Source organism: Variovorax boronicumulans (assembly GCF_019352895.1).
In the GTDB taxonomy this organism is placed as follows: domain Bacteria; phylum Pseudomonadota; class Gammaproteobacteria; order Burkholderiales; family Burkholderiaceae_C; genus Variovorax; species Variovorax boronicumulans_A.
Genome location: NZ_JAAAFX010000007.1, coordinates 153,410 through 175,414, shown reverse-complemented (window position 1 = coordinate 175,414; position 22,005 = coordinate 153,410). Strand labels below are relative to the sequence as shown.

Here is a 22,005-nt window from a genome sequence, read left to right as displayed (position 1 = left end):
TCAGGGCCTCATCAGGCGCGCGCCATCGGTCACGGCGGCAACGATTTTCGGATAGGCAGCACAGCGGCACAGGTTGCCGCTCATGTACTCCTTGACTTCGTCGTCCGACCCCAGGCGACCTTCCTTCACGAGTGCAATCGCCGACATGATCTGGCCCGGCGTGCAGTAGCCGCATTGAAAGGCATCGTGGTCGATGAAAGCCTGCTGCATGGGATGCAGGCTTCCGTCTGCCGACGCAACGCCTTCGATCGTTGTGATCGCCTTGCCTTCGCAGACGGCCGCGAGGGTCAGGCAGGCCAGCACTCGCCGCCCGTCCACGTGCACGGTGCAGGCGCCGCATTGCCCGTGGTTGCAGCCGATCTTGGTTCCGGTGAGCCCGAGCCGCTCACGCAAGGCGTCGGCCAAGGTCACCATCGGCGCGATTTCCAAGGCATGCGCTTGGCCGTTGATCCGCAGATGCACCGCGACGGATCCCGCGTCCGGCTGCATGGCCTGGCCCGCCGCGCCGGGTTCGGGCAGCGCGCACGCAGGCAGCAAGGCGGCACTTCCCATGCTGGCTGTCAAGCCAAACAAGCCTCGGCGGGTCACCGCCCCGCCCTCACCCTTTTTCGGCGTCATCTTCATACGGGTTGCGCTCCATTCGTCGTCGCAGGCTGCGACGAACGATCCTAGTCAGAGCCCTGGCGACTTAACAGGGGCGTTCTTGCTAAAGATGCGGATCCTGCTGATTCACCAGGGTTGTGTGGTCGGCAATACGAAGATCTCGGCGACGTTGACGCGCTGCGGCGCCATCAGCGCGAACAAGACCGTGTCGGCGATGTCCTCGGCCTTGAGGAAGGTCATCTCGTTCTTCAGTTGCTCCATCTGCTCGCGGTATTTCTTGTCTGAGATGTGTTCGAACAACTCGGATTCAACCGCGCCCGGCTGGATACAGGTGACGCGGATGTTGTACTTGGCCGCGACATCGAGCCGCAGCCCCTCGGAGAACGCGGTCACTGCGTGCTTGCTGGCGCAGTAGACCGACATGCCCGGAAACACCTTGCGACCCGCGATGGACGACGTGTTGACAATGTGTCCACCACCCTGCCTCTTCATGTAGGGAATGACTTCCGCCGTCGTGTTCAGCAAACCCTTGACGTTGACATCCATCATGCGATGCCATTCGTTCGTCTTCAAACTCTCGACGTTCGAAATGGGCATCAGGCCCGCATTGTTGAATGCGATGTCGATCGCGCCGTAGGCGTCGAACAGTTTCTTCGCCCCGGCAGCAACTTGCGCAGCGTCGGTGACGTCCATCGCGATCGCCACGGCCTCTCCACCTGCGGCGTGGATCTCTGCAACGACTTGCTCGAGACGGTCGAGACGGCGGGCTGCAGCACCCACTTTCACGCCGTGGGCCGCCAGCTTGCGCGCAGTCGCGGCACCAATGCCGCTCGAGGCGCCGGAAACCAACGCGACTTTTCCCTTGAGTTCCATCACAGTTCCTTTTCCTTTCGCATCGCTTGCAGTCGACACAGACTGATGGAGACGATCGTAGGAAGAGGTGGAGTGGATGCACAGGTTGGTTCTTGCGAAAAATGCGGATCCTGCGGGTCTAACTGAAACGGCCGCGTCGGAATCGCGACGGCGTCATCCCGTGCTCCTGAATGAATGCGCGCCGGAACGCGCTCGGATCCTGATAGCCAACCGCTGCGGTGATGTCCTCGATGCCCAGGCCGGTGCCGACCAACAGCCTGCTGGCCTCCTTCATGCGCCGCATCCGAATGAACCGGCCCGGGCTGAATCCAGTCTCACGCTTGAATTGGCGGGAGAAGTGAAAGGGGCTCATGTCGCAAAGCGCGGCCAGATCCGACAGACGCAGCTCACAGGCCAGATGGGCATCCACATGCTCGGAAATCTTTCTGACCGTGTGCTGCGTCAAGGCCCGTGCAGCGTGGGCATCGGGACGTTCTCCGGCTTTGAGCAGCAGGTGCATGGCCATCGTCGAGGCGACCTCGTCCATGAAGACCCACGGCGGGTCCGGGCGCTGTGCCAGCTCGTCGAGTCGTTCGCCGAGTTGCCAGAGAAACGGATCGAGGCCACCGATGTTCAGAGCCACCGATGCCTGGGCCAGATCGCGCTTGAACAGGTCCGCTGCGCACTGCGCAACGAAGCCTGTCGACAAGGCGATGATCGTGAGCGCGCAGCGGGCGTCCCAGGCCGACCGGTGTGCGGCGTGCGCCGGCCTCACGTGCACGAGGCCCTTGCGCATCGTCGTTGGCGCGAGGGCCTTGCGCTCGTGCCAAGAATGCAACAGAGGCGCGCCGGCGCGATGCAATGTCACGTGATGATCGAGCCTCGTGATCTCCCCGGTCTCACCCGGGCTCACGACGATCCGTTGGACAGCACCGATGTCAGGAAGCGCGACGAGAGACGAATCTTCAACGTTGAGCAACCCACTGATCGACTGCGGCTCGGCATCGGGATTGGCGCCAACCAGAAATTGCATGCCGGACGCTTTCAACCGCCGAGCCCGCACAGGGCCTGAACGACTCCGGTGCGGGCTTGCCCGACCACCATGCCGCGCCACTTCGATACCTCATCCTTGCGAGCTGCCGACCCGAGATGGATGCCGAACCGGACGCCTTCACGTCGGTCGATATCGTCCCCGCGCAGTGTGTCGCTGATCCGCAGGAACGCGCCCGTTCCGAACTCCGGTGCGATGGTCGCGCTGAGCGCAACGGGACACTTGTCGGCGAAGATGCTGATCATCAGACCTCGAACCTATGCAAGATCGAATCGTCGCGGGATGCGAGACAGGCCGCATTATGGCCGAGCGCGCCTCAGTCGTTGACGCGAATGCCATACGGCTTCGCCCAACCCAGGCTCGACAGCGTCGACACGGAGGGTGTGTACTCGCATCCAATCCAACCCGTGTAACCCAACGCATCAATGCGGTCTAGAAGGAATGGAAAGTTCACCTCGCCCACTCCTGGCTCGGTTCTCCCAGGCGCATTGGCGATCTGGAAATGCAGGATGCGGCTCAGGTGACGCCGGATCGTCTCGATCAGATCGCCCTCCTCCCTCTGCGCATGGTGAAAGTCATAGACGATGCCGACGTTCGCATGCCCGAGTTCAGCGATGATCGCGGCTGCCTCGGCAGTGCGTTTGACCAAAGCCCTCGGATAGCTCTGACGACACAAGGGCTCGATCGCGATCCGGACGCCACTCGCGCGAGCGCGCCGTGCTGCGCGTTCCAGGTTCTCCATCAGCACTTCGCGGCATTGCAAGGGCTCGCCATCCGCCGGCACAAGGCCAATCGTGGTGTGAACGAGATCGCAATCGAAGGCATGCGCGTAATCCAGGGCCAGGTCGAAGCCGTCTTGAAACTCGCGTTCGCGACCGGGTACGCAGGCGATGCCGCGCTCGCCAGCCTCCCAATCACCGGAGGGCGATACGAGATAGCAGTACCTCAGGCCGTGCGCGTCGAGCTGTTGCCTGATGGCGTGCTTCGGATAGATGTACGGAAGGCTGAACTCGACGCCCGAAAAACCGGCTCGCGCAGCAGCAGCGAAGCGGTCCATGAACGGTACTTCGTTGAACAGCCATTTCAGGTTTGCATCAAGCCTGATCATGATGCGTCCTCTCCGAAACTTCGCAAGATCAATCCACTCTTTGGATGACAGCTCGCCAGCGCACCCCCTCTTCGCGCGCAAGCCTCCGGCTCGGGATTCGTTACCGGCAGGGCGGCGATAGGAGGCATAGCGAAACGAGGATGCGTGGGCTGGAGCGCGGACGTTACAGCAATTCGATCAGGTCGAAACTCGGCCTCGTCACGATGGTGGCGCCAGCCCACACAACCGAATGTCCGTTCAACGGCTCGAGATACTCCTCGTCCTGCTCACCCGAACACACGGTTGTGCGTCGGGCTGATCAGTATCTCGTTGACGCATACGCGCTCGGGCATGTCGGCGACGAACGCAATGGTCCGACCGAGGTCCTCTTCCTGCAGCATGCGCGCTCGTTCATCCGCCGGAACGGGAACGGGCCGCATGTCGAGGATCGGCGTGTCGGTCTCCCCCGGCATCAGCACACAGGCCCGCAAGCCGTTGCGGCCCTCTTCCATGTTGAACGAATGCGTCAGTGCCACCACGGCGTGCTTGGTGGCGTTGTATCCGGGACCCACGAGTGACGAGGCATGGCGGCCGGCCCAGGATGCGATATTGATGACGACCCCTCGCCGCCGCGAGCGCATCAAGGGCAGCACGGCATGGATGCAGAGGAAGGTCCCGGTCAAGTTCACATCGACGAGCCGGCTCCAGCTTTCGACGCTGACTTGCGACCATGATCTTTCCGTGACGTTCATCCCTGCGCTGTTCACCAGCACATGGATCTCGCCGATCCGGCGCTCGATGTCCTCGACCGTCCCGGCGACGGCAGGGGCATCCGTGACATCCAGGGCGAAGACGTGGGCCTTGCCTCCAGCAAATTCGATGCGTTGCGCGACCGCCTGCAGCGGCTCGATCCGTCGACCCGCCAGTGCGACCGTATAGCCTGCACTGGCAAGGGCCAAGGCAGCGGCTTTGCCGATTCCCGTGCCCGCGCCCGTAACCCAGGCGATCCGCTCGCCCGATGCTGGGTTCATCTCTTCCATGGTGTGGGGTGCTTGCGCGAGGCGTCTAGGCATGGTTGTCGACATTGAAGGTATCCGACTCGCGAAAGAACTTCAATTCATTCTTCGCCTGTCGTCCGTTGATCATGAGCGGTGCCGACGACAGCGTCAGTCGCTGGCGATCTGCGCCGTCTTCGAAGCACCAGAAGCGTTCGAGCGTGCGGCCTTCCCAATCCGGCAGGTGGCAAGCGATCACAGAATGCGTGACCTTGCGCTGGACCGGGTCCGCATTGAAGCGACAAAAGTACGAAAAATACCCGTTGAAGGCGGCGATGATCTCTTCGGTCGAGCCAATTCCCGTCTCCGCAACGGAGCTGCGCACCGCAGAGAATCGAGGTCTGCCCCGCTGCATCAGCACACCTGACATGAAGCCGGCCGGGGTGTAGACGATCAGCCCTTCGGCATCCGAACCCATCGGAAAGACGAGCTCTCCGTCGTCGTAGTGGATACGGAACGAGTCAAGGCGCCAGGTACCGATCAATTGCTGGACTTCGTTCATGGAATGCCCTTCGGAAGCAAGCCGAGAGACCGCGCCCAGTGGAGTGAATCGGATGTGTTTCTGCTCGGCACATACTCGAGCCCGACCCAGCCATCCCAGCCGCGCCGATCGAGCGCCTCGAGAAAATTGGGCAGGTCGAGCGTGCCTTCCCCGGGCTCGTGCCGGCCCGGCGCATTGCCGATCTGGACATGGCCGATGTGCGGCCACACCCTGTCGAGTTCCTCGAGCAGGTCCTGTTTCTCCATCGCGACGTGAAAGGTGTCGAAGCAGAGCTTGACGTTGTCGCGTCCGATGGACTCGATCAACGCGACCGTCTCTGCGTTGGAGTGCAGCAGAAACTCGGGAAGCCTGGCTTTGCAGCAGGCCTCGATGATGATGGTGAGATCGTGCTGTGCGGCGAGGTCTGCGGCAGCGCGAAGATTCTCCCTGGCCGTGTCGAGGCAAGTCGCATGCACATCGTGCGCCGCCGGATTTCCGAGCGCGGCGTGGATCAACGGGCGGCCGCAGTTCACGGCATAGTCCACCGCGGTTTCGATCGTGGCCATGAAGTCGTCCTCCCGCCCGGGCACCGCTGCCAGGCCCCGCTCCCCGCCCTCCCAATTCATCGGAGAGAGGATCTGGACGAGCGCGAGGCCCGACCTGTCGAGTTCTGCGCGGTAGTCCGACGCGGCCACGTCGTACGGGAAAGCGACTTCGACACCTTTGAAGCCATCCGCCGCCGCCGCGGCGGCACGGTCCACCATCGGCAGCTCGGTGTAGAGCCATCGGAGATTGGGGTCGAGTCTGAGCATGGTCAGCCCTCCACCTCGATCCGGGCTGTCTTGACGACATTCGCCCAGCGCGCGTGGTCGCGTGCCTGGTAGGCGGCCAGCTCCTGCGGCGAACTCGGCAGGGGCCGTGCATTCACCGCGTGGAACCGTTCCTTGACCTGTGGCTGTTCGAGGGCCTTGCGCACCACTGCGTTGAGCCGGGTCACCAGGGCCGGGTCCATCCGACGCGGCGCATACAACGCGCCCCACGAGACGGCGATCACCGCTGGATAGCCGGCCTCGGCGGTGGTCGGCACCTGCGGCAGGAACGGCGACCTTTGACTGCTGCTGACCGCCAGCGGGCGCAGTCGCCCAGATTTGATGTGTGGCATGGACGATGCGAGCGTGACGAAGGCGCAGTGCAACTGGCCTCCCATCAAAGCCACGTCGAGATCGGTCGCGGTCTTGTACGGCACATGAACGATGTCTACACCCGCGGCCATCTTGAAGAGCTCCGCGGCCAGATGCGTGATGCTGCCGGTTCCGAAAGACCCATAGGACAGCTTGCCGGGGTTCGCTTTGGCGTAGGCCACCAATTCACCGAGCGACTGGGCCGGAACGGCAGGGTTCACCACCAGCGCGTTCTCGACTTCGGCGACCAGCGAGATGGGCGTGAAGTCGGACACCGGATCGAACGGCAGCTTCGCCCGGACGTTCGGCAATACCGACTGGGTGGAAGAGGAGCCGAAGAAGAGTGTCGTACCGTCCGCCGCGGCGCGTGCTGCTGCCGCCGCGCCGATGGCACCGGAGGCGCCCGGCCGGTTGTCCATGACGACCGGCACGTTCAGTTCCTCCGCCATGGCGACACCCAGCGCCCGCGCGAGGACGTCGACGGAACCGCCAGGACCGAACGGCAGGATCATCGTCATGGGTCGCGTCAAGGCCTGGGGCTGGGCGCCCGTGCGCGCGCTTACGCTCGCGGCGGCCAACCCGAGGCCCGCTGCCAACAGACCGCGCCGTCGAATCGGTGGACCGGGCAAAGTGCGTGAGTATGTTTCGGTCATGAAGGTCCCAAGGTCGTTGCGTGTGATGGACATGGCGGGCTCTCTACTCTGATAGCCGTCACACCATCAGCTCGATGAGAAACGGGCCGCTCTTCGAGAAGCTGCGGCGCATGAGGTCGGCACACTGTTCCAGCGTGGTCGCCCGGCACGCTTCAACGCCCATTCCCTCGGCCAACCGGACCCAGTCGAGGGAAGGATTTCCGAGATCCAGCATGCTCATCGCGTTCTCGCCTGGCGTCGCGCCCGCGCCGACCTTCTTGTATTCGCCAAGGAGGATGTCGTAGCGGCCGTTGTTGAGGAGGATGGTCGTCACCGGCAGTTGCTCTCGGGCCTGGGTCCACAGGGATTGCAAGGAGTACATGGCCGAGCCGTCGGCTTGGAGGTTGATCACACGACGCTGCTTGCGAGCGGCGATCGCTGCGCCCGTCGCGACAGGCATCCCGTCACCAATGGCACCACCGGCCAGGTGCAGCCAGTCGTGGGCGGGCGCACCATGCGTGAACCGATAGAAGTGCTTTCCGTAGGTGACGCTCTCTTCCGAGACGATGGCGTTCTCCGGCATCAGGGCACCCAGCGTCTGCGCCAAGCCTTCAGGCGAAGGTACACCGCTCGCGGGCTCGGGCCGCGGACCTGCATCGGGGATCTCCGCGTCGGGAGCATCGAGCAGCGTGGCCAGCGCGCGCAGGGCCTCGACCGGATCTTGGTCGGGCCTCGAGAGCACGTGAAACTGTGTATCGGATTCGTAATGGATCGAAGGCACGTCGGGGTATGCGAAAAAGGCAACCGGTGGCCGCGCATTGACCAGGATCACGTGTCTGAATTTGCCGATCGCTTCGATCGCCTCCGCCCTGGTGTACGGCACCCGCTCGATCTGCAGCCGACCTCGGCCGCGCGCGAGATGGGGATTGACGAAGTCGGCCATCAGCTTCGCGCCTGTCGCGCGGGCGATGCGCCATGCGAAATGCTGCGCTTCGGCCAGTACGCCATGCCCGGCGAGCAGAATCAAGACATCGCGACGGTCACGCAGCATCTTTGCGGCGCCATCGACCGCTCCGCTGTCGATGGGCGGCGGTTGACCCGGAACTGTGGGCGTGCCTACCACACCGCCTTCTCCCCACGAGACGTCCGCCGGCAGAATCAGCGTGGCGATCTGTCCGGGAAAAGTACGCGCTGCACTCACTGCTTCCACAGCATCCCTGCCGAGATCCGACGCGCGGGCGCTGGTCCGCACCCAAGCCGAGACCGTCTGCGCCATGCCGGTCGTGTCGGATGTCAGCGGTGGATCAAAGGGGCGATGAAAGGTCGCCTGGTCACCAACGATGTTCACGATACCGCTGCGAGCGCGGCGTGCGTTGTGCAGGTTGGCCATACCGTTCGCAAAGCCCGGACCGCAGTGGAGCAACGTGCAGGCAGGTTTTCGTGCGATCCGGAAATAGCCATCCGCCATACCGGTGACAACGTTTTCCTGCAAACCGAGGACACACTTCATCCCCGGGATCTCGTCAAGTGCCGCAACGAAGTGCATTTCGCTGGTTCCGGGATTTGCGAAGCAGGTATCCACACCAGATGCCAGCAGCGTGCTGACCAAAGTTTTCGCGCCGTTCAACTTTTGTCTCCTTGATGCGTTGGTCGCATTAGGAAGACGTTAGTCGAATGCGTCCAATACAGTTATTCTCGTGATTCATAAGATTCTGTGATCAGTGATCTCCCGAGCCTCTCCTCTCTAGGGATGGTCTGCAGAACGCGATCTGCGATCACGGCTGAAAGAATAGGGTGATGGCGAGCTAAGTAGATGCTTCGATCGAGCAGTCTGAGCATCGATCTGCTGCACCAGGACCCGAACAACAGGACTTGAGTGCTTGAGGAGAACAAGCTCGATACCTCCGCCCGACCCCGCAAACGCGATTGACACGTGCCTGACATGGCCACTGACCCGAATTGCGCCACTGCCCGAGATGCAGGCATGGTGCTGGGTGCCACACCTTGGCCAGGCAGATGCAGCGCTATCTTCTGCTGACAACCCGGCCACACCGCTTCCGCAATCCATCCCGCAGCCATAGCTGGCCTGGGCAACGGCTGCATGCCGCTTCCTTCCATTTCGACCGCTTGACTCGAACGAGCTGGAGCGCTCCGGGACGTCCTCACGAATTTCGTGATCATTCTGGATGTGTCCGTCACGGTACAGGTGCCAGGCTGGCGCGGTCAACCCAATATGGCCCTATAGACCTTTCCGGACGCCGCCGCTCTCTACGATGCGGAAGAACATGCGCGGATCGCAGTTCAGATGTTGTACTTACTTCGCCGACATCTCGAGTTGCTCATCAACCTGCCTGGTACCACGCAGGACAGGGCCGCGCTTTGATCGACATCAGGGATCTGGTGCACTTGAAGTAAATCGCTATGCGAGGCTCGGTGTAAGAAGCCGGTACGAGCCCTGGCGGCGCAGCACCGGTGCCTCATCACGGCCGCCAGTTGCGCCGCTCGGCCGCCGTCAGCATGGCCTTCTGCGCCTCGCCCAGCGGGCCGCGCCCGAGCACCTGCACGGGGCTGCGGGCGTCGTAAGCGCCGCCTGCATCGGCCCCGCGGGAATCAGGGGCCGCCGCGCCCCCCAGCGGCTCGTTGCCGAAGCCCAGCACCCGCACCGTGAACACCGAGGGCAGCGCCTAGCGCGCGGCCACGCGTTCGCGCTGCAGCACCTCCTGGGCCGCCGCCGAGGCCTGAGAGGCCGCGGCGCTGGCGTTGGTCAGCGCCCCCACGTTCACCGACGCCACCAGCGGCAAGCCCGCGGATTCACCCTTGACCTGGATGTTGGCGGCGTTCACCACCTGCAAGGCGGAGAGGTTCACGTTGCCCGACACGCGGATTCCCGCCTCGCCCGCATCGATGGTGCCCAAGGGCGCGATCAGGTCCACGTCGCCCGGCGGCACCTCGGGAATCGGATCGAGCGTGGCGATGCCCGCGCCCGTGCTCGGCACGTTCGGCGAGAGCTTCACGTTGCCCAGCGTGTCGTACTCGCGCTTGGGCGGCGTGTAGACCAGCGTGGTCTTCGAGCCGCGCCCGGCATTGATGTCTCCCTCGGCCGACCAGCCGAGGATGTCGCCGCCGAAGGTGGTCATGATGCGCGACAGGCCCAGCAGGATGCTGCCCTGGCTGTAGATGTCGATGCTGCCCTCGCCCTGGGTGATGAGGCCGGCGGGACTCACGCTCCCCACGCTCGCCGGGGTCACGCCCTCCACGCCGACGATGGTGCTGCCGCCCGGCGTCAGGGTCTGGATGTCGCCGCCCACCACGGTGCGGATGCCGGCGTTTCCGTTGCTGCCCTGGTAGAGCGTGAGGCCGCCCGCGCGCGCGATCGGCTGCTCGTTCGCGTCGCGCTCGGGGAACAGCGCCGCGATCGCATTGCGCCCGCGCAGGTAGCTGCCGTAGCGCTTGCTGTCGGGGTCGTTGTATTCGCGCCCGCCGGCCGTGAGCTCGGCATAGAACACCGCGCGCACGAAAACGCGCTGCTGCTCGGGCGGCAGGGCCTGGAAATGCGCCAGCGCATCGGCCGGCGACGAAGCCGCGTAGCCTAAGCGCTCGCGCAGCCATTGCGCGAGCTCGGCGTCGTAGGTCTTCACCACCTTGCCGGGCTGGTCGGCCAGCGCCGCCGAGGCGTCGATCGCGCGGGCCGGGTCCAGGTACTGCGCCGCGAAGCCCGCAAAGTCGCTCGCACCCTGCCCGCGCAGGCCGGCACCCAGGCCGGCCTGCACCACGATGTCGGCACCGGGGCGCCGATCGCCGAGCGCGATGGCGCCCAGGCTGGTCAGGCTGGCACGGTTGCCCTGGTAGATCTGCCCGCCCGCCGACACCTCTAGCGTGCCGGGGCCGGCGATGCTGAAGTTGGTGTAGAGGATGTCGCCGCCGGCCGCGATCATCGAGATCTCGGCCGGGTCGCTCTGCACGATCAGGCCGCTGCTGTTGACGATGTCGCCGCCGGCGAGGATGCGCAGCGGCTTGGAAGCCTGGTAGGCCGGGATCGGCGCCTCGCCGTTGCCCAGGCTCACGTTCTGCAGGTTGCCGATCTGCACCGCCAGCACGTCGCCGTTGACCGCGTAGATGTGCGAGGCCACGCCGGTGCCGGCCATGCTGGCGTCGCTCACGGTGTTGAGCCCGAAGTTGAACAGCGTGCCGCCTGTGCCGACATGCGCGGGGATGTAGTCGGCGAAGCCGTTCTGGTACATCGCGTCCGACTCGTAGGGCTGCAGCTTGCCGGCGTTCCAGTAGTTGGTGGCGGCCAGCGGGTTGCCGGGGTTGTCGCGCAGCATGCGCCAGCCCGGGCGCAGCGGCGTGACCATGCTCGACAGCGCCGTGCCCAGCGGCCCGATCGGGTTGTGCCCGAAGCTGATGGAATTGGTCGCGTCGCCGCTCACGAGATCGCGCGCCAGCAGGTCCAGGTGGCCGACTGGCGACGGCATCATCTGGCCGGCGGCGAGGCCATCGGTCGCGTAGTAGATGCTGCCGCCGGCCGCCACCGCGCTCAGGGTGGCCGGCATGATGTTCGTGCTGCTGCTCACGTCCTGGTTGTTGGTCACGGGATCCATGTTCGGCATGCCGAAGGGCGAGACGTTGCCGCCCGCGGAGAACAGGTCCAGCGCGGTGCGGTCGGTCCACAGCGTGAACCAACTGGCGGTCGGGCCGCTGAGGCTGCCGCTGCGGGCCTGCGTCTCGACGCGCTCGCCCGCGCGGCCCGCGTCCACCACCGCGCCGATCGCGAGGTCGCCCAGCGTCTCGATGCGCAGCACGCCGTCGCCCGGCGCGAAGTTCACGACGCCGTCGCGCTGCCCGCTGTAGGGCGTGTGCGGATCGACCGCGCGCGGGTCCTGGTTGTTGGGCGTGGCGAAGTTCTTGAGCACCACGCTGCCCACGTCGGCGGCCGCCATGCGCGTGTCGCCGCGCAGGTTGGCATACAGGCCGGTGCGGATCTGCCCGCCGGCCGAGACGTCGAGGTTGCCGCCGCCGGTCTGCGCCAGCACGCCGCCGTCCGCGACGCGGCCGGTGCTGCCCACCGCGACCAGCAGGCCGCGCGTGAAGGAGCCCGTGGTGCCGATGTTGCCGCCAGCGTGCACGCTGGCATTGCCCCGCCGAGCGTGCCCATGCCGGCGAAACCGCCGAAGCCCAGCCGCGACTGCGCGAGGGTCGGCCAGCCGTCGATGGCATAGCTGCCGAAGTTCAGGCCCCAGGCCGTGCGCTCGCCGATCTCGGCGCCGCCCTGGCGCCACAGCCACTCGCCGGTCGACAGGGTCTCGGGCTGCAGGTAGCCGAGGATGTCGCCCTGCGCCGAGAGCGTGAAGTCGCCGCCGTTCTCAGTGAACCACAGGCGTTGCGCGGGCAGCGTGCGCTCGTAGTCCGCGTTGCCCGCGCCGAGCACGCTGCCGTCGGGCAGCCTGGCGCGCGGCGCGTTGTAGCCCGAGTCGTTGCCGGTGCCGGCCACCGAGGTGCCCGCCGTGTACACGCCGAACAGCGACTCCTGCCGGTAGCTGCCGCCGGCGTAGAGCTCGAGGTCGCCGGTGCCGGTGCGCACCACGCTCGGCGCCTGCACGGTGAACTGCGTGGTCGTTCCGGCCAGATGCAGGTCGTCGAGCACCAGGTTGCCGCGGCCGGCCAGTTGCGCGGCACCCTGCAGCCGGCGCGTGTCGGCGGCGCCGAGGTCGGCACCGCTCACTAGCCGGATCGAGGCCGACAGGCTGCCCGCGGCCAGCATCTGCGACGCGGCCCACAGGCGGCCGGGCTCGGCGCGCGGGCCGCTGAGCAGGATGTCGGCGCCCCCCGGCGCGACCGTGGTCAGCACCGTGCCGGCCGCGACCGTGATGGTGCCGGCCAGGAAGCCGTTGTAGATCGTGTCGCCCGGTCCGTAGGTGCCGTAGTCGTCGCTGATCGAGCCGGACACCACGACCGGGTAGTCGCCCGAGAAGATGCCGGGGAACACGTACCAGAAATCGCCCCAGGTGGCGTTGAAGGGCACGCTGACCGTGACGTCCTTCGGCGCCGGCTGGTTGGTGAACAGCACCTGCACGCGGGTCTGCCAGCCGCTGTCGTCGGGCGTGGCCGGCGGCGGCGCGAAGCCGTCGTTGATGCTGCCGTGGATGTTCAGGTCGCCGCCCGCGCGCAGTCCCAGCGACATCGGCTCGCCCGCGCCGTAGCGCGCCGAGGCCAGGTCGCGGTCGGCCGCGGGGCCATAGCGGTAGCCCGACAGGTCGAGGTCGCCCTTGACCGTGAGGTTGCCGGTGGGCGTGCCGCTGGCGATCTCCACGCCGGGGCGCAGATGGAAGGCCTCGCCATAGGCCGTGAGCCCGGCCATGCGCGCGCGCAGGTCGGCGTTGCCTCGCGCGGCGGTGTCGAAGGCGCGGCTGTCGCTGTCGATGCGATCCAGGTAGTCCTGGTCGACGACCTGGCCGTTGGCGTCGTCGGGGTCGGGCCGCGCATTGGTGTAGCGCGCCACGCCGTTCAGCGCGATGGCCTGCGCGCCCTTGATGTGGAGCGGGCCCGCGGCCGCGATCGCGATGTCGCCGCCGGTGGCGTTGGCCGGCGCATCGGGACCGGTGGCGCTGGTGCCGGTGCTGCCCAGGCGCGGCGCGTCGATGTCGACGTGGCCGCGCGCGACGCCGTCGGGCGAGCGCAGGTCCAGGGTCGCGCCCGGTTCGAGGCGCACCGTGCCGCCGGTGCTGCCCAGCGAGATCTTCGCCCGGTTCGACGCCTCGACGGGCACCCCGTAGCTGTCGGTGACCCGTGTGGTGGCATGGGTGTCGAGCACCGCGCCCGCCGCCAGCGTCAGGTCGCCGCTGGCGTTCAGGCGAATGCTGCCGGGCGTGGCGCCCGAGGCGTCGATGGTGCCGGTGACCGTGAGGCGGCCCGCGTCGGTGGCGATGCTCACCTGCCGCGCGCGCACGCCCTCGCCCACGTTCAGGTCGCCCTGCTTCACGACGAAGCCGCGCGCGCCGAAGAAGGCAGCCTCGTTCAGGCGCGCATTGAGCGCCGCGAAGTCCGCATCGGAGATGCCGCGGGTGCTCAGGTCGAACTTGCCGTCGGCGAAGCCGGCGCCGCCGCCCGCTGCGAACAGCGCGCCGGCCAGCGTCACCGTGCCCGCCTTGGCGTCGAGCGTCAGCGAGCCCGCGTTCTCGTGCGCGGCCGACACGTCGATGCGCGAACCCGCGGCCTGCGCGATGCTGCCGTGGGTGCTCGCCAGCGTCGCGCCGCCGCCCCAGCTGTGCTTGGTGATGTCGTAGAACTGCACGGCGCGGCCGGACAGGTCGATGCGCGCGTTCTCGCCCAGCGCGATGTCGCCGTCGGCCAGCAGCCGGAGCATGCCGGTGGGCAGCGCCACCGTCGTGTCGAGCGACACGCGCCGGCCCTGCAGGCTCAGCGAGGCGCCGAGTTCGGCGATGGCATCGGGGTCGGGCGCGGCCGCGCCCGCGGGGGCCGACACCTCGATGTCGCCACCCGCCAGGTAGCGCATCGCCGACCCGGCCCGGCCCGTGAGCAGCGGCGTCGCGATCGACAGCGACCCGCCCTGCAGCGTGCCGTCCGCGTCGCGCGAGCGCCCCACCAGCAGCGCGGCCTTGTTGTTGGCCGTGACGCGGTCGGCCGCCTGGATCTTCACCGCGCCGAAGCCCAGCGCCAGGCGCTCGAGTTCGGCCTGGCGCTGCGGCTGGCTCAGCGCGTCGTAGCCGAACTGCACGGTGCGCGCATCGATCACCAGCGTGCCGCTGCCCGTGCCCGGGCCGCCGGGCTGCACCGCCACCGGGGCCGCGCCCGCGTACGGCGTGGTGGTGCCGTTGCCCGTGGCGATGCCGTTCCAGACGAAGTCGCGCGTGGCGATGCGCACCGTGTCGCCGTCGCCGCCCAGGCCGTAGAAGGCCGGCGTGTTGAACACCAGCTGCACCGGCGAATCGCCGGTGTCCAGCGTCAGCGCGCCATAGAAGTTGAAGGCGCCGCCGGCCGTGAGGCTCAGCCGCTCGAGCGCCGGCACGCCGGTGCTGGCCGAGGGGCGCAGCAGGCGGTCGAGCGTGCCCTGCGTCAGCTGCCAGCCCGGCTGCATGGCACCGGCGGCCTGCGCGGCCGCCAGGCTGGCGGCGGTGCCGATGTGGATCTGGTCCTGCGCCACCGTGAGGTAGCGCGCGCCCAGGTTCACGTCGCCCAGCGCCAGGCCGCCCGGCGCGGCGAAGGCGATGGTGCCTTCGCTGAGCACCGTGGCGCCGTCGCGCACCGTGATCCGGCCCGTGCCGATCGCCGGCAGGAAATCCAGCCAGCCGTTGCTCACGGCGAACACCGCCGGCGAGTACGGGGCGCTCGACACGCCGGGGCCGTTGGCATAGAGGAAGCCCAGATCGGAGTCGACGCCGGGCCGGCCCATGCCGCGGGTGTCGAGCACCGCCCCGCCCTCGACCTCGACCTGGTTGCCGATCAGGAAGATCTGGCCCGCGCGCACGGTGGCGCCGCTGCGCACGTTCACCAGGCCCGCGCCCAGGCCGTTGGAGAAGTACACGCGCGCGCTGTCGCCCGACGAGTCCAGGCCGTTGAAGAAGGTGTAGATGCCGCCGATCGCCAGCGTGTCGGCGCGAAAGGCATTGAGCATGTCGGCCGACACCTCGATGGCGCCCACCTTGGGCTGCGCGGTGCCACCGACGATGTCGATCGGCTTGTCGCCCAGCAGGCCGACTTGGCCGCGCAGCCCGCCCGGGGCGGCGTCCAGCAGCACCCGGCCCTCGAACTGCAGCGGTGCCACCGCATCGTTCTGGGCGAAGCTGAAGCGCAGCACCTTGCCGTCGGCCGGCAGCAACGGCCGCACGTTGCCGAACAGGGCCGCCTGCGCCTTCGCGAAGTCGGCGTAGCGGGTCTCGTTGTATTGCGAGAAGCGGCGCACCGTCTGCGCCGGCGTCAGCAGCAGCTGGCTCGGCAGGCTGTCGCGGATGCCGGTGTCGGCGATGCCCAGCGTGCCGGTGGTGGCCCACGAGCCGCTGCCATCCGCCAGCGCGCCGGCGGCGGCCGCGCTGCCCGACAGGGCCCCCATGCGCGCACCCACCTCCACGCGGAAGGCGCCCGGCATCAGCGCATAGCTGGCCGGCAGCAGCGTGTAGGTGCCGGCGGGCAGGCCCGGCACCCCCGCGCCGACGGTGAGCTGGCGGCCCACCGCCGGATCGCCGGCGCCCTTGTCGCGCACCACCGGCGCATAGGCCGAGGCGTAGCCGGGCACGATCGCATAGACCGCGCTGCCCTGCGCGGCGGCCGCATAGGCCGCGGGGTTGGCATTCGCCAGCGCCGTCGTCAGCACGTCCACCGAGCCGCCGCGGCCGGTGATGAAGCCCGCGCCGCGCAGGTCGCCGCCGCCCGAGAGATCGAGCACCGAGCCCGGCTCGGCCACCACCGAGCCGCCGCCGATCGAGATGCCCTGCGCCAGCACGTAGGAATCGCTCGGCGAATTCGAATTGAGCCGCTGCGTGAAATTGCCGCCAAGGCTGAACAGCGTGCCGTCGGTGCCGCGGTACGTCAGGCCGTCCTGCGTGCCGCCGTAGGGCATGGTCAGGCCCGCGGCGCTCACCGAACTCAGGCTGCCGTCGCGCAGCACCAGCTTCATCCAGGGCAGCACCTCGGGATTGGCGATGACGCTGTTCATCCAGGCCGGGCCGTAGAGCTGGCCGCCGATGTCGTTGAGGCCGATCGTGCCCAGCGGCGCGCGCACCACGCCGCCCTGGTCCAGCGTCGGGCCCATCAGCACCAGCTGGCCGAACACCGAATCGGGCACCGGCGCGGCGTGGCCGTTCGAGCGGATCACCAGGCTGCGCGACTGGTCCCAGGCATTGGAGGCATTCGGCAGGCTGGCCTGGCCCGCGATCACCACGCCGCGCTGCCCGCTCAGCGGATAGAGCTGCGCCGCCTCGATCAGCAGGTCGCCGGTGACGACGAAGGCGGCATTGCCGAGCCGGATGTCGCTCTCGCTGCGCAGCGTGACGGCCGCGAAGCCGTCGGCCTCGACGATGCGGCTGGCGCTCGGCCCGTTCGGCGTCACGGAGCCGTCGCCGTAGCCGGCGACGACACCCGACTGCATGCGGCCGTAGATGTCGATCAGGCCCGCGTCGAGCGTCAGCGCGCTGTTGCCATGCGCCGGACGGCCCACGGCCCGGCCGCCGATGATGATGCCGGGGCTGAAATAGCCCGAGGCGCCGTCCCAGCTGCCGCCGTCGAGCCGGATGTAGGGCGCGGCCAGCCGCACCTTCGCATCGGGCGTGGCGTCGGCCACCGCCAGGAAGCCGTTGCGCAGATTGAGGCTGCGGCCGAGCTGGAGGTCGATGTCGCCGTCGAACAGCAGCAGGTCGTGCGCCGACAGCGTCAGCGCATCGAAGCCGCCCGCGCCCACCCGGTCCGCCGAGAGCACCGCCGCGCCGTACTTCAGGGCCGCGTCGGCCTGGCCCGGCGCGAGGCCGACGGCCAGGCCGCCGGGGCGGTAGTGCTGGGTCAGCGTGACGTCATGCATGGTCTGCACGGCATCGGGGATGTTCTCCGCGCCCGCGAGGTAGCGCCGGTTGGCCATCTCCAGGGTCAGCGAGCCACCGGCCGCGCCGGCGCCGCCCGCGCGCGCGACCAGCGAGCCGTCGATGACCATGCCGACGTACGAATGCAGCCCGATGCTGCCGCCGGCACCGGCCAGCGCGAGCGGCCGCGCGGGCACGCCGGCGGCGCTGCCGGCCGAGCCATCGACCTCGGCGTAGGCGCCCGAGGCGTCGAGCACGGCGCCCGTTCGGATCACGAGGAAGGAGTCGGACAGGCCGAGTTCGATCGAGCCGCCACCGGGCGCGATGCCATAGGCACGGCCCTGCGCATCGCGCGCCACGTAGGCGCGCGCGGCCGCGTCGAGCACCGCGTCGTCGCCGATCCAGACCGAGCGCGTGGTCGAGGCCTGGTAGCGGAACTGCGAGGTCGGCTGCGAGGCGATCGAGATGGAACCGCCCCAGGCGTCGAGCCGGCCGTCCACCGTCAACTGGCCGCCGTTGCTCCACAGCGTGATGGCCTGGCCCGGATCGACCGCGATGTGCGCATCGGTGCTCACCGTCAGCGGCGCGAGCAGGCCCGGGCCACCGAGCCTCGAACCCGCGTCGAACTCGATGCTCGCGCCGCCGCGCTGCGCGAGCCTGGCGTGCTGCGCATCCTCCTGGTAGAGCGGCGGCGTCCACACCGGCAGCGCGGCGGCGAGCCGGCTGCCGCCGGGCAGCGCCTGCAGGCCGTCGACGTCGGTGCGCAGCACCGGCATGGCGACTTCGATGCGCGTGCCCGGCGCGATCGCGAGGCCGTCGGCTGCCGTCACCACGTAGTGCGAGAAGCCGGTCTGGAACAGCGCGGGCGACAGCGTGCCCGTGGGCGCCACCGCGACGGACCGCGCCAGCACCGCGCCGGCGGCGAGCGAGCTGCCGGCCGCCAGCGTGAACGGCATGTCGAGCACGCTGCCGGCGTTGTAGCGCACCAGCGTCGGCGCGATCGGTATCCCGTCCGGGAACACGTCGGCGGGAATGGTGACGCCGACCGGCAGGTAGAAGCCCTGGGTCACCATGGTGCCCGCGAGCACGGTGCTGCCGATGCGATGGAGGACCCCGTTCGAATCGAAGAGGTTGAACGGCACCACCCAGTCCGCCTTCAGCACCAGCGGCGCATTGCCCGGGATCCGGATCTCGATCTGCTGGCCCGTCACCGTGTAGCCGGCCGGCCGGCGGGTCAGCGTCACCGAGAGGTCGATCGGCGCGATGTCGCCCGCGACCAGCTGGTAGTCCTGCAGCAACCGCAGGTTGACCGGCGCGGCCTGCCCGGCCGCGAGCAGGCCTTCGGTGTCGAGCGCCTGACCGCCGATGCCGACGGCGGTGCCCGAACGCACGTCGAGCGTGCCGCCGCCCTTCACGCCGTAGGCGCGCAGTTCGCCGGCCAGCGTGAGCAGTGCGAGCGGATCGGGCGCCGCATTGGCATCGACCACATGGCCGGCGGCCAGCGTCACGTCGCCGCCATGGCCGCCGCGCAGCGCGCCGTTGCGCAGCAGCGCCGCACCCGAGGACACATCGATCACGGCCCCCCCGGCCAGCATCACATCGCCGGTGCCGCGCACCGACACGCTGCCGCCGTCGATGTAGGGCAGGCGCGCGGTGTCGTTCGCGTCGGCGAGCAGGTTGGTCCACAGGCCGCTGGCGTCGAGCGTCGCGCCCGCCGCCACGACGGTCCGCGCCCTGGTGCCGGCGGTGGGCGACAGCGCGATGCTGAGCGGGGTGCCCGAGCCCGCGACCGAAGGCAGCACGTTGCCCACGGCGATCTCGCCGCCATGCGCCGTGAGGCTGGCGTTGACGTCCATCTGCGGCGCGTAGAGCGCGATACCGCCACCGGGCGCCACCGCAAGCGGTGCATCGACCGTGACGCTCTTCGCGCCACCGGCCGTCAGGCCGCCGAGGCCCCAGCCGTTGAGCCTATCGCTGTCGACGTACAGCACCTCCTTGCGCGCTGGCGGCAGCGGGCCGCCCAGCGCGATGCCGTCGCCCCGTTCCGGCGAGTCGGTGCCGAACACGACCTGCGCGAAGGTCGGCAGGAAGTTCTGGAACACGCCGATGGGGCCGTTCTTCGCCTCGGTGTTGAAGGCCGTGGTGTAGCTGCCCAGCACCAGCTGCGCGGCCAGCGGCGCCGCGTCGTGCGACTGCGCGTAGCCCTCCACCCCGCCGTCCCGCCTGGTCGTCTGACGCGGGCCCTGGTAGACGGTCGACGTGACGTCGCCTTCCAGCACCGCGGCATGGGTCGAGACAATGAGCTGCCCCGCGTCACGCCCCACCGTGTACCCGCTCTCCAGCCGCCGCTGCGGCCCGATCAGGGGGCTGTAGAAGTAGCCGGTGGTCTTGTCGCCCCAGCGCTTGTGCGTGTCCTCGAAGCCCCGGTACAGGTCCGTGTACACCACGTCCGCCGGCGCGCTCGACACTTCGTACAACCGGCCGTCCGCCCCCTTGAGCCAGCTCTGGCGGATCGTGCCCGTCTGCACATCGAGCGTACCGCCCGTGAGGTTGATGCTCGAGCCCTGTTGCGTGACCAGCTCGTTGCCCGCGAAGACAAGGCTGCCGCCCTGCGCGGACCACTGGTCCACGGTGCGTCCCTGCAGGCCCAGGTAGCCGCCCACTTCCAGCAGACCGCCGGCCGTGTACCAGCGCTCCTTGTCGTAGCCGCCCACGCCCGCGGCCACATGCACCAGCTTGCGCCGGTCGATCCACACGTTGCTGCTGTTGAGCGCCGTGGTGTCGCGGTTCAGCGGCGCGTCGCGCTGCTCGTTGCCCTGGATGTTGACCTCCACGTTGTTCGACGCCATGCCCACCTGCACCCCCACGGTGCCCGACACATCGAGCCGCGCGCCGTGGCTCACCGTGCTGCGGCCCGTCGAAGCGCTCACCGCGATCTGGCCGCCGGTGGCCAGCGTGCTGGAGCCGCCCTCGAACACCACGTCGCCGCCCGAGACGATCTCGATGCGCGAGCGGTCGCGCCGGTCGTCCAGCCGCGCGAGGTTGTCGAAGATGTCCGCCGCCGCGTTGCGCCGCGCCAGATCCTGCACGGCCGAGTCGGCGATCAGCGCGTCGCGCTGGCTGTCCAGCGCCGTGCGGCCGTCCTGCGTGTCCAGCAGCACGGCGTTCAAGGCCCGGCCGGAGACGGTCACGCTGCCGAGCTTGTCGCTCGCGGCGTTCAGCAAATGGATGGTGCCGCGCGTGTCGACCGTGGTGGTGGCCAGCGCCACGCCGTCCTGCACGACCCTGCGGCCCGCCAGCGTGACGTCACCCTCCGGGGCCTGCAGCAGCCCGGTATTGACGACCGTGCCTGCGTTGCTGTCGGCCTCGAGTTGCGGCGCGACCTCGTTGCCACGCGTGGTGGCGTACCGGTTGAGGGTGCTGCTCTGGCCGGGGCGCACGATGAAGAAGTCGCCGGCCGCCATCTGCACCTGCCCGCGCGGCGTGGTGACGGTGCCGGCGTTGCGCACCTCCTGGCCCAGCAGCAGCACGTAGCCGCCGCCCTGGGTCACGCTGGCCGGTCGGCGCGTGGCGATCTGCGCGCCGGCCTGCACTTCGACCTTGCCGCCGGCCTCGGTAAAGGCGGGCGTGTACTGGCCGCTTTCCTGGGCGCTGTAGATGCCGCGTGCCTTGAACTGCGCGTCGCCGATCTTCGCGGCCACCGCCACGAGGTTGCGCGTATCGACCTGGCTGCTGCCGCTGAACACCACGCCGTTGCGGTTGGCCACGAGCACCGTGCCCTCGGCCTTGATCTGGCCCTGGATCTGCGAGGGCCGCGCCTGCGGGTCGTTCACGCGGTTGAGCACGGCCCAGTCGGCCTGCTGCCCGAACTCCACGGTGGTGTTCCGGCCGACGTTGAAGCTCTCCCAGTTGAGGATGGCCCGGTCGCCGGTCTGCTGGATCGCCACGTGGGTGCGGCCATCGGCCTGCTGCGACTGCACCGGTGCGCCGGCGTTGAGCCAACCCGCCGTGAGGCTGTGGGTGTCGACCTTCAGGCCGCCCTCGGCCAGGCCGTCGGGCACCGAGGGATCGCGCTGCGCGGCGGCGCGCGCGGCCGCCTGGGCCGCCTGCTGCGCCGCGATGGCCTGCGCCGCCAGGTTCAGGTTCTGCACCGACTGCTGCAACTGCGCATCGGCCTGCTGCCGTTGTTGCTGCGGATTCGTGAGCCTCGACACAGGCATGCCGTTCGGCAGATAGCCGGTGGCCGCGGCCGTGCTCTGCGTGATGTTCTTCTGCGCCATCCATGCGGCGCTGAAGGCGCGCTGTGCCTGTGCCTGGCCGGCCAGGCCGGCAGCGGCCCATGCGATGACGACCGCATGCGCGACCGGCGCGCGGCGGAAGGTCTTTTTTCTCATGTCGTACCTCGGTGGAAAAACCGTTCGCGTTATTGCCCCGCACGACACCCCGGTGCCGTGCTCTGCCTAAGAGACAGCGCTCGCCGGAGGCGACCGACACGGCATTTGCAAAAGACGGGGAAAATTTTCGGAACGACGGGAGC

Annotated in this window: 13 protein-coding genes; all 13 read right to left on the bottom strand. The window is 68.4% G+C overall.

Annotated elements, in window-relative coordinates; translation table 11 throughout:
• Positions 1-624, bottom strand: coding sequence for a (2Fe-2S)-binding protein (locus K0H49_RS15775; RefSeq protein ID WP_219214304.1), 624 nt, complete (start codon positions 622-624; stop codon positions 1-3).
• A gap of 105 nt (positions 625-729) precedes the next feature.
• On the bottom strand, positions 730-1,476 hold the full coding sequence (locus K0H49_RS15770; protein ID WP_219214302.1) for an SDR family oxidoreductase: 747 nt from the start codon (positions 1,474-1,476) through the stop codon (positions 730-732).
• A 118-nt stretch (positions 1,477-1,594) separates the two neighbouring features.
• A complete protein-coding gene (locus K0H49_RS15765; RefSeq protein WP_219214299.1) occupies positions 1,595-2,488 on the bottom strand; it encodes an AraC family transcriptional regulator in 894 nt (297 codons plus the stop codon).
• Positions 2,489-2,499: 11 nt separating this feature from the next.
• Positions 2,500-2,751: a hypothetical protein gene (locus K0H49_RS15760; protein WP_219214296.1), complete on the bottom strand. Its 252-nt coding sequence runs from the start codon at positions 2,749-2,751 to the stop codon at positions 2,500-2,502.
• 71 nt (positions 2,752-2,822) lie between these two features.
• On the bottom strand, positions 2,823-3,614 hold the full coding sequence (locus K0H49_RS15755) for a hydroxypyruvate isomerase family protein (RefSeq protein WP_219214295.1): 792 nt from the start codon (positions 3,612-3,614) through the stop codon (positions 2,823-2,825).
• A gap of 266 nt (positions 3,615-3,880) precedes the next feature.
• Positions 3,881-4,633 (bottom strand): SDR family oxidoreductase, encoded by a 753-nt coding sequence (locus K0H49_RS15750; protein ID WP_257624906.1) that lies wholly within the window; start codon positions 4,631-4,633, stop codon positions 3,881-3,883.
• A 25-nt stretch (positions 4,634-4,658) separates the two neighbouring features.
• The gene (locus K0H49_RS15745) at positions 4,659-5,150 is read right to left on the bottom strand and encodes a lipocalin-like domain-containing protein (protein WP_219214293.1); all 492 of its coding nucleotides are present in this window, start codon (positions 5,148-5,150) and stop codon (positions 4,659-4,661) included.
• The gene (locus tag K0H49_RS15740; protein WP_219214291.1) at positions 5,147-5,941 is read right to left on the bottom strand and encodes a hydroxypyruvate isomerase family protein; all 795 of its coding nucleotides are present in this window, start codon (positions 5,939-5,941) and stop codon (positions 5,147-5,149) included. Before K0H49_RS15740 ends, K0H49_RS15745 begins: the two co-directional genes overlap by 4 nt.
• Before the next feature lie 2 nt (positions 5,942-5,943).
• On the bottom strand, positions 5,944-6,828 hold the full coding sequence (locus K0H49_RS15735) for a Bug family tripartite tricarboxylate transporter substrate binding protein (RefSeq protein ID WP_257624905.1): 885 nt from the start codon (positions 6,826-6,828) through the stop codon (positions 5,944-5,946).
• 193 nt (positions 6,829-7,021) lie between these two features.
• Positions 7,022-8,569, bottom strand: coding sequence for an acetolactate synthase large subunit (locus K0H49_RS15730; RefSeq protein ID WP_219214287.1), 1,548 nt, complete (start codon positions 8,567-8,569; stop codon positions 7,022-7,024).
• An 853-nt stretch (positions 8,570-9,422) separates the two neighbouring features.
• Positions 9,423-9,614: a hypothetical protein gene (locus K0H49_RS30640; RefSeq protein WP_257624904.1), complete on the bottom strand. Its 192-nt coding sequence runs from the start codon at positions 9,612-9,614 to the stop codon at positions 9,423-9,425.
• A gap of 12 nt (positions 9,615-9,626) precedes the next feature.
• Positions 9,627-10,079: a filamentous haemagglutinin family protein gene (locus K0H49_RS30635; RefSeq protein ID WP_257624951.1), complete on the bottom strand. Its 453-nt coding sequence runs from the start codon at positions 10,077-10,079 to the stop codon at positions 9,627-9,629.
• Positions 10,080-11,764: 1,685 nt separating this feature from the next.
• Entirely contained in the window at positions 11,765-21,862 is a 10,098-nt protein-coding gene (locus K0H49_RS15720; RefSeq protein ID WP_219214284.1) for a two-partner secretion domain-containing protein, read from the bottom strand.
• Positions 21,863-22,005 lie beyond the last annotated feature (143 nt).

What these genes read in the sequence shown, in the direction of transcription:
- K0H49_RS15775 (WP_219214304.1), bottom strand. Translation starts at nt 624, where the DNA reads ATGAAGATGACGCCGAAAAAGGGTGAGGGCGGGGCGGTGACCCGCCGA.
- K0H49_RS15770 (WP_219214302.1), bottom strand. Translation starts at nt 1,476, where the DNA reads ATGGAACTCAAGGGAAAAGTCGCGTTGGTTTCCGGCGCCTCGAGCGGC.
- K0H49_RS15765 (WP_219214299.1), bottom strand. Translation starts at nt 2,488, where the DNA reads ATGCAATTTCTGGTTGGCGCCAATCCCGATGCCGAGCCGCAGTCGATC.
- K0H49_RS15760 (WP_219214296.1), bottom strand. Translation starts at nt 2,751, where the DNA reads ATGATCAGCATCTTCGCCGACAAGTGTCCCGTTGCGCTCAGCGCGACC.
- K0H49_RS15755 (WP_219214295.1), bottom strand. Translation starts at nt 3,614, where the DNA reads ATGATCAGGCTTGATGCAAACCTGAAATGGCTGTTCAACGAAGTACCG.
- K0H49_RS15750 (WP_257624906.1), bottom strand. Translation starts at nt 4,633, where the DNA reads ATGGAAGAGATGAACCCAGCATCGGGCGAGCGGATCGCCTGGGTTACG.
- K0H49_RS15745 (WP_219214293.1), bottom strand. Translation starts at nt 5,150, where the DNA reads ATGAACGAAGTCCAGCAATTGATCGGTACCTGGCGCCTTGACTCGTTC.
- K0H49_RS15740 (WP_219214291.1), bottom strand. Translation starts at nt 5,941, where the DNA reads ATGCTCAGACTCGACCCCAATCTCCGATGGCTCTACACCGAGCTGCCG.
- K0H49_RS15735 (WP_257624905.1), bottom strand. Translation starts at nt 6,828, where the DNA reads ATGACGATGATCCTGCCGTTCGGTCCTGGCGGTTCCGTCGACGTCCTC.
- K0H49_RS30635 (WP_257624951.1), bottom strand. Translation starts at nt 10,079, where the DNA reads ATGACCACCTTCGGCGGCGACATCCTCGGCTGGTCGGCCGAGGGAGAC.
- K0H49_RS15720 (WP_219214284.1), bottom strand. Translation starts at nt 21,862, where the DNA reads ATGAGAAAAAAGACCTTCCGCCGCGCGCCGGTCGCGCATGCGGTCGTC.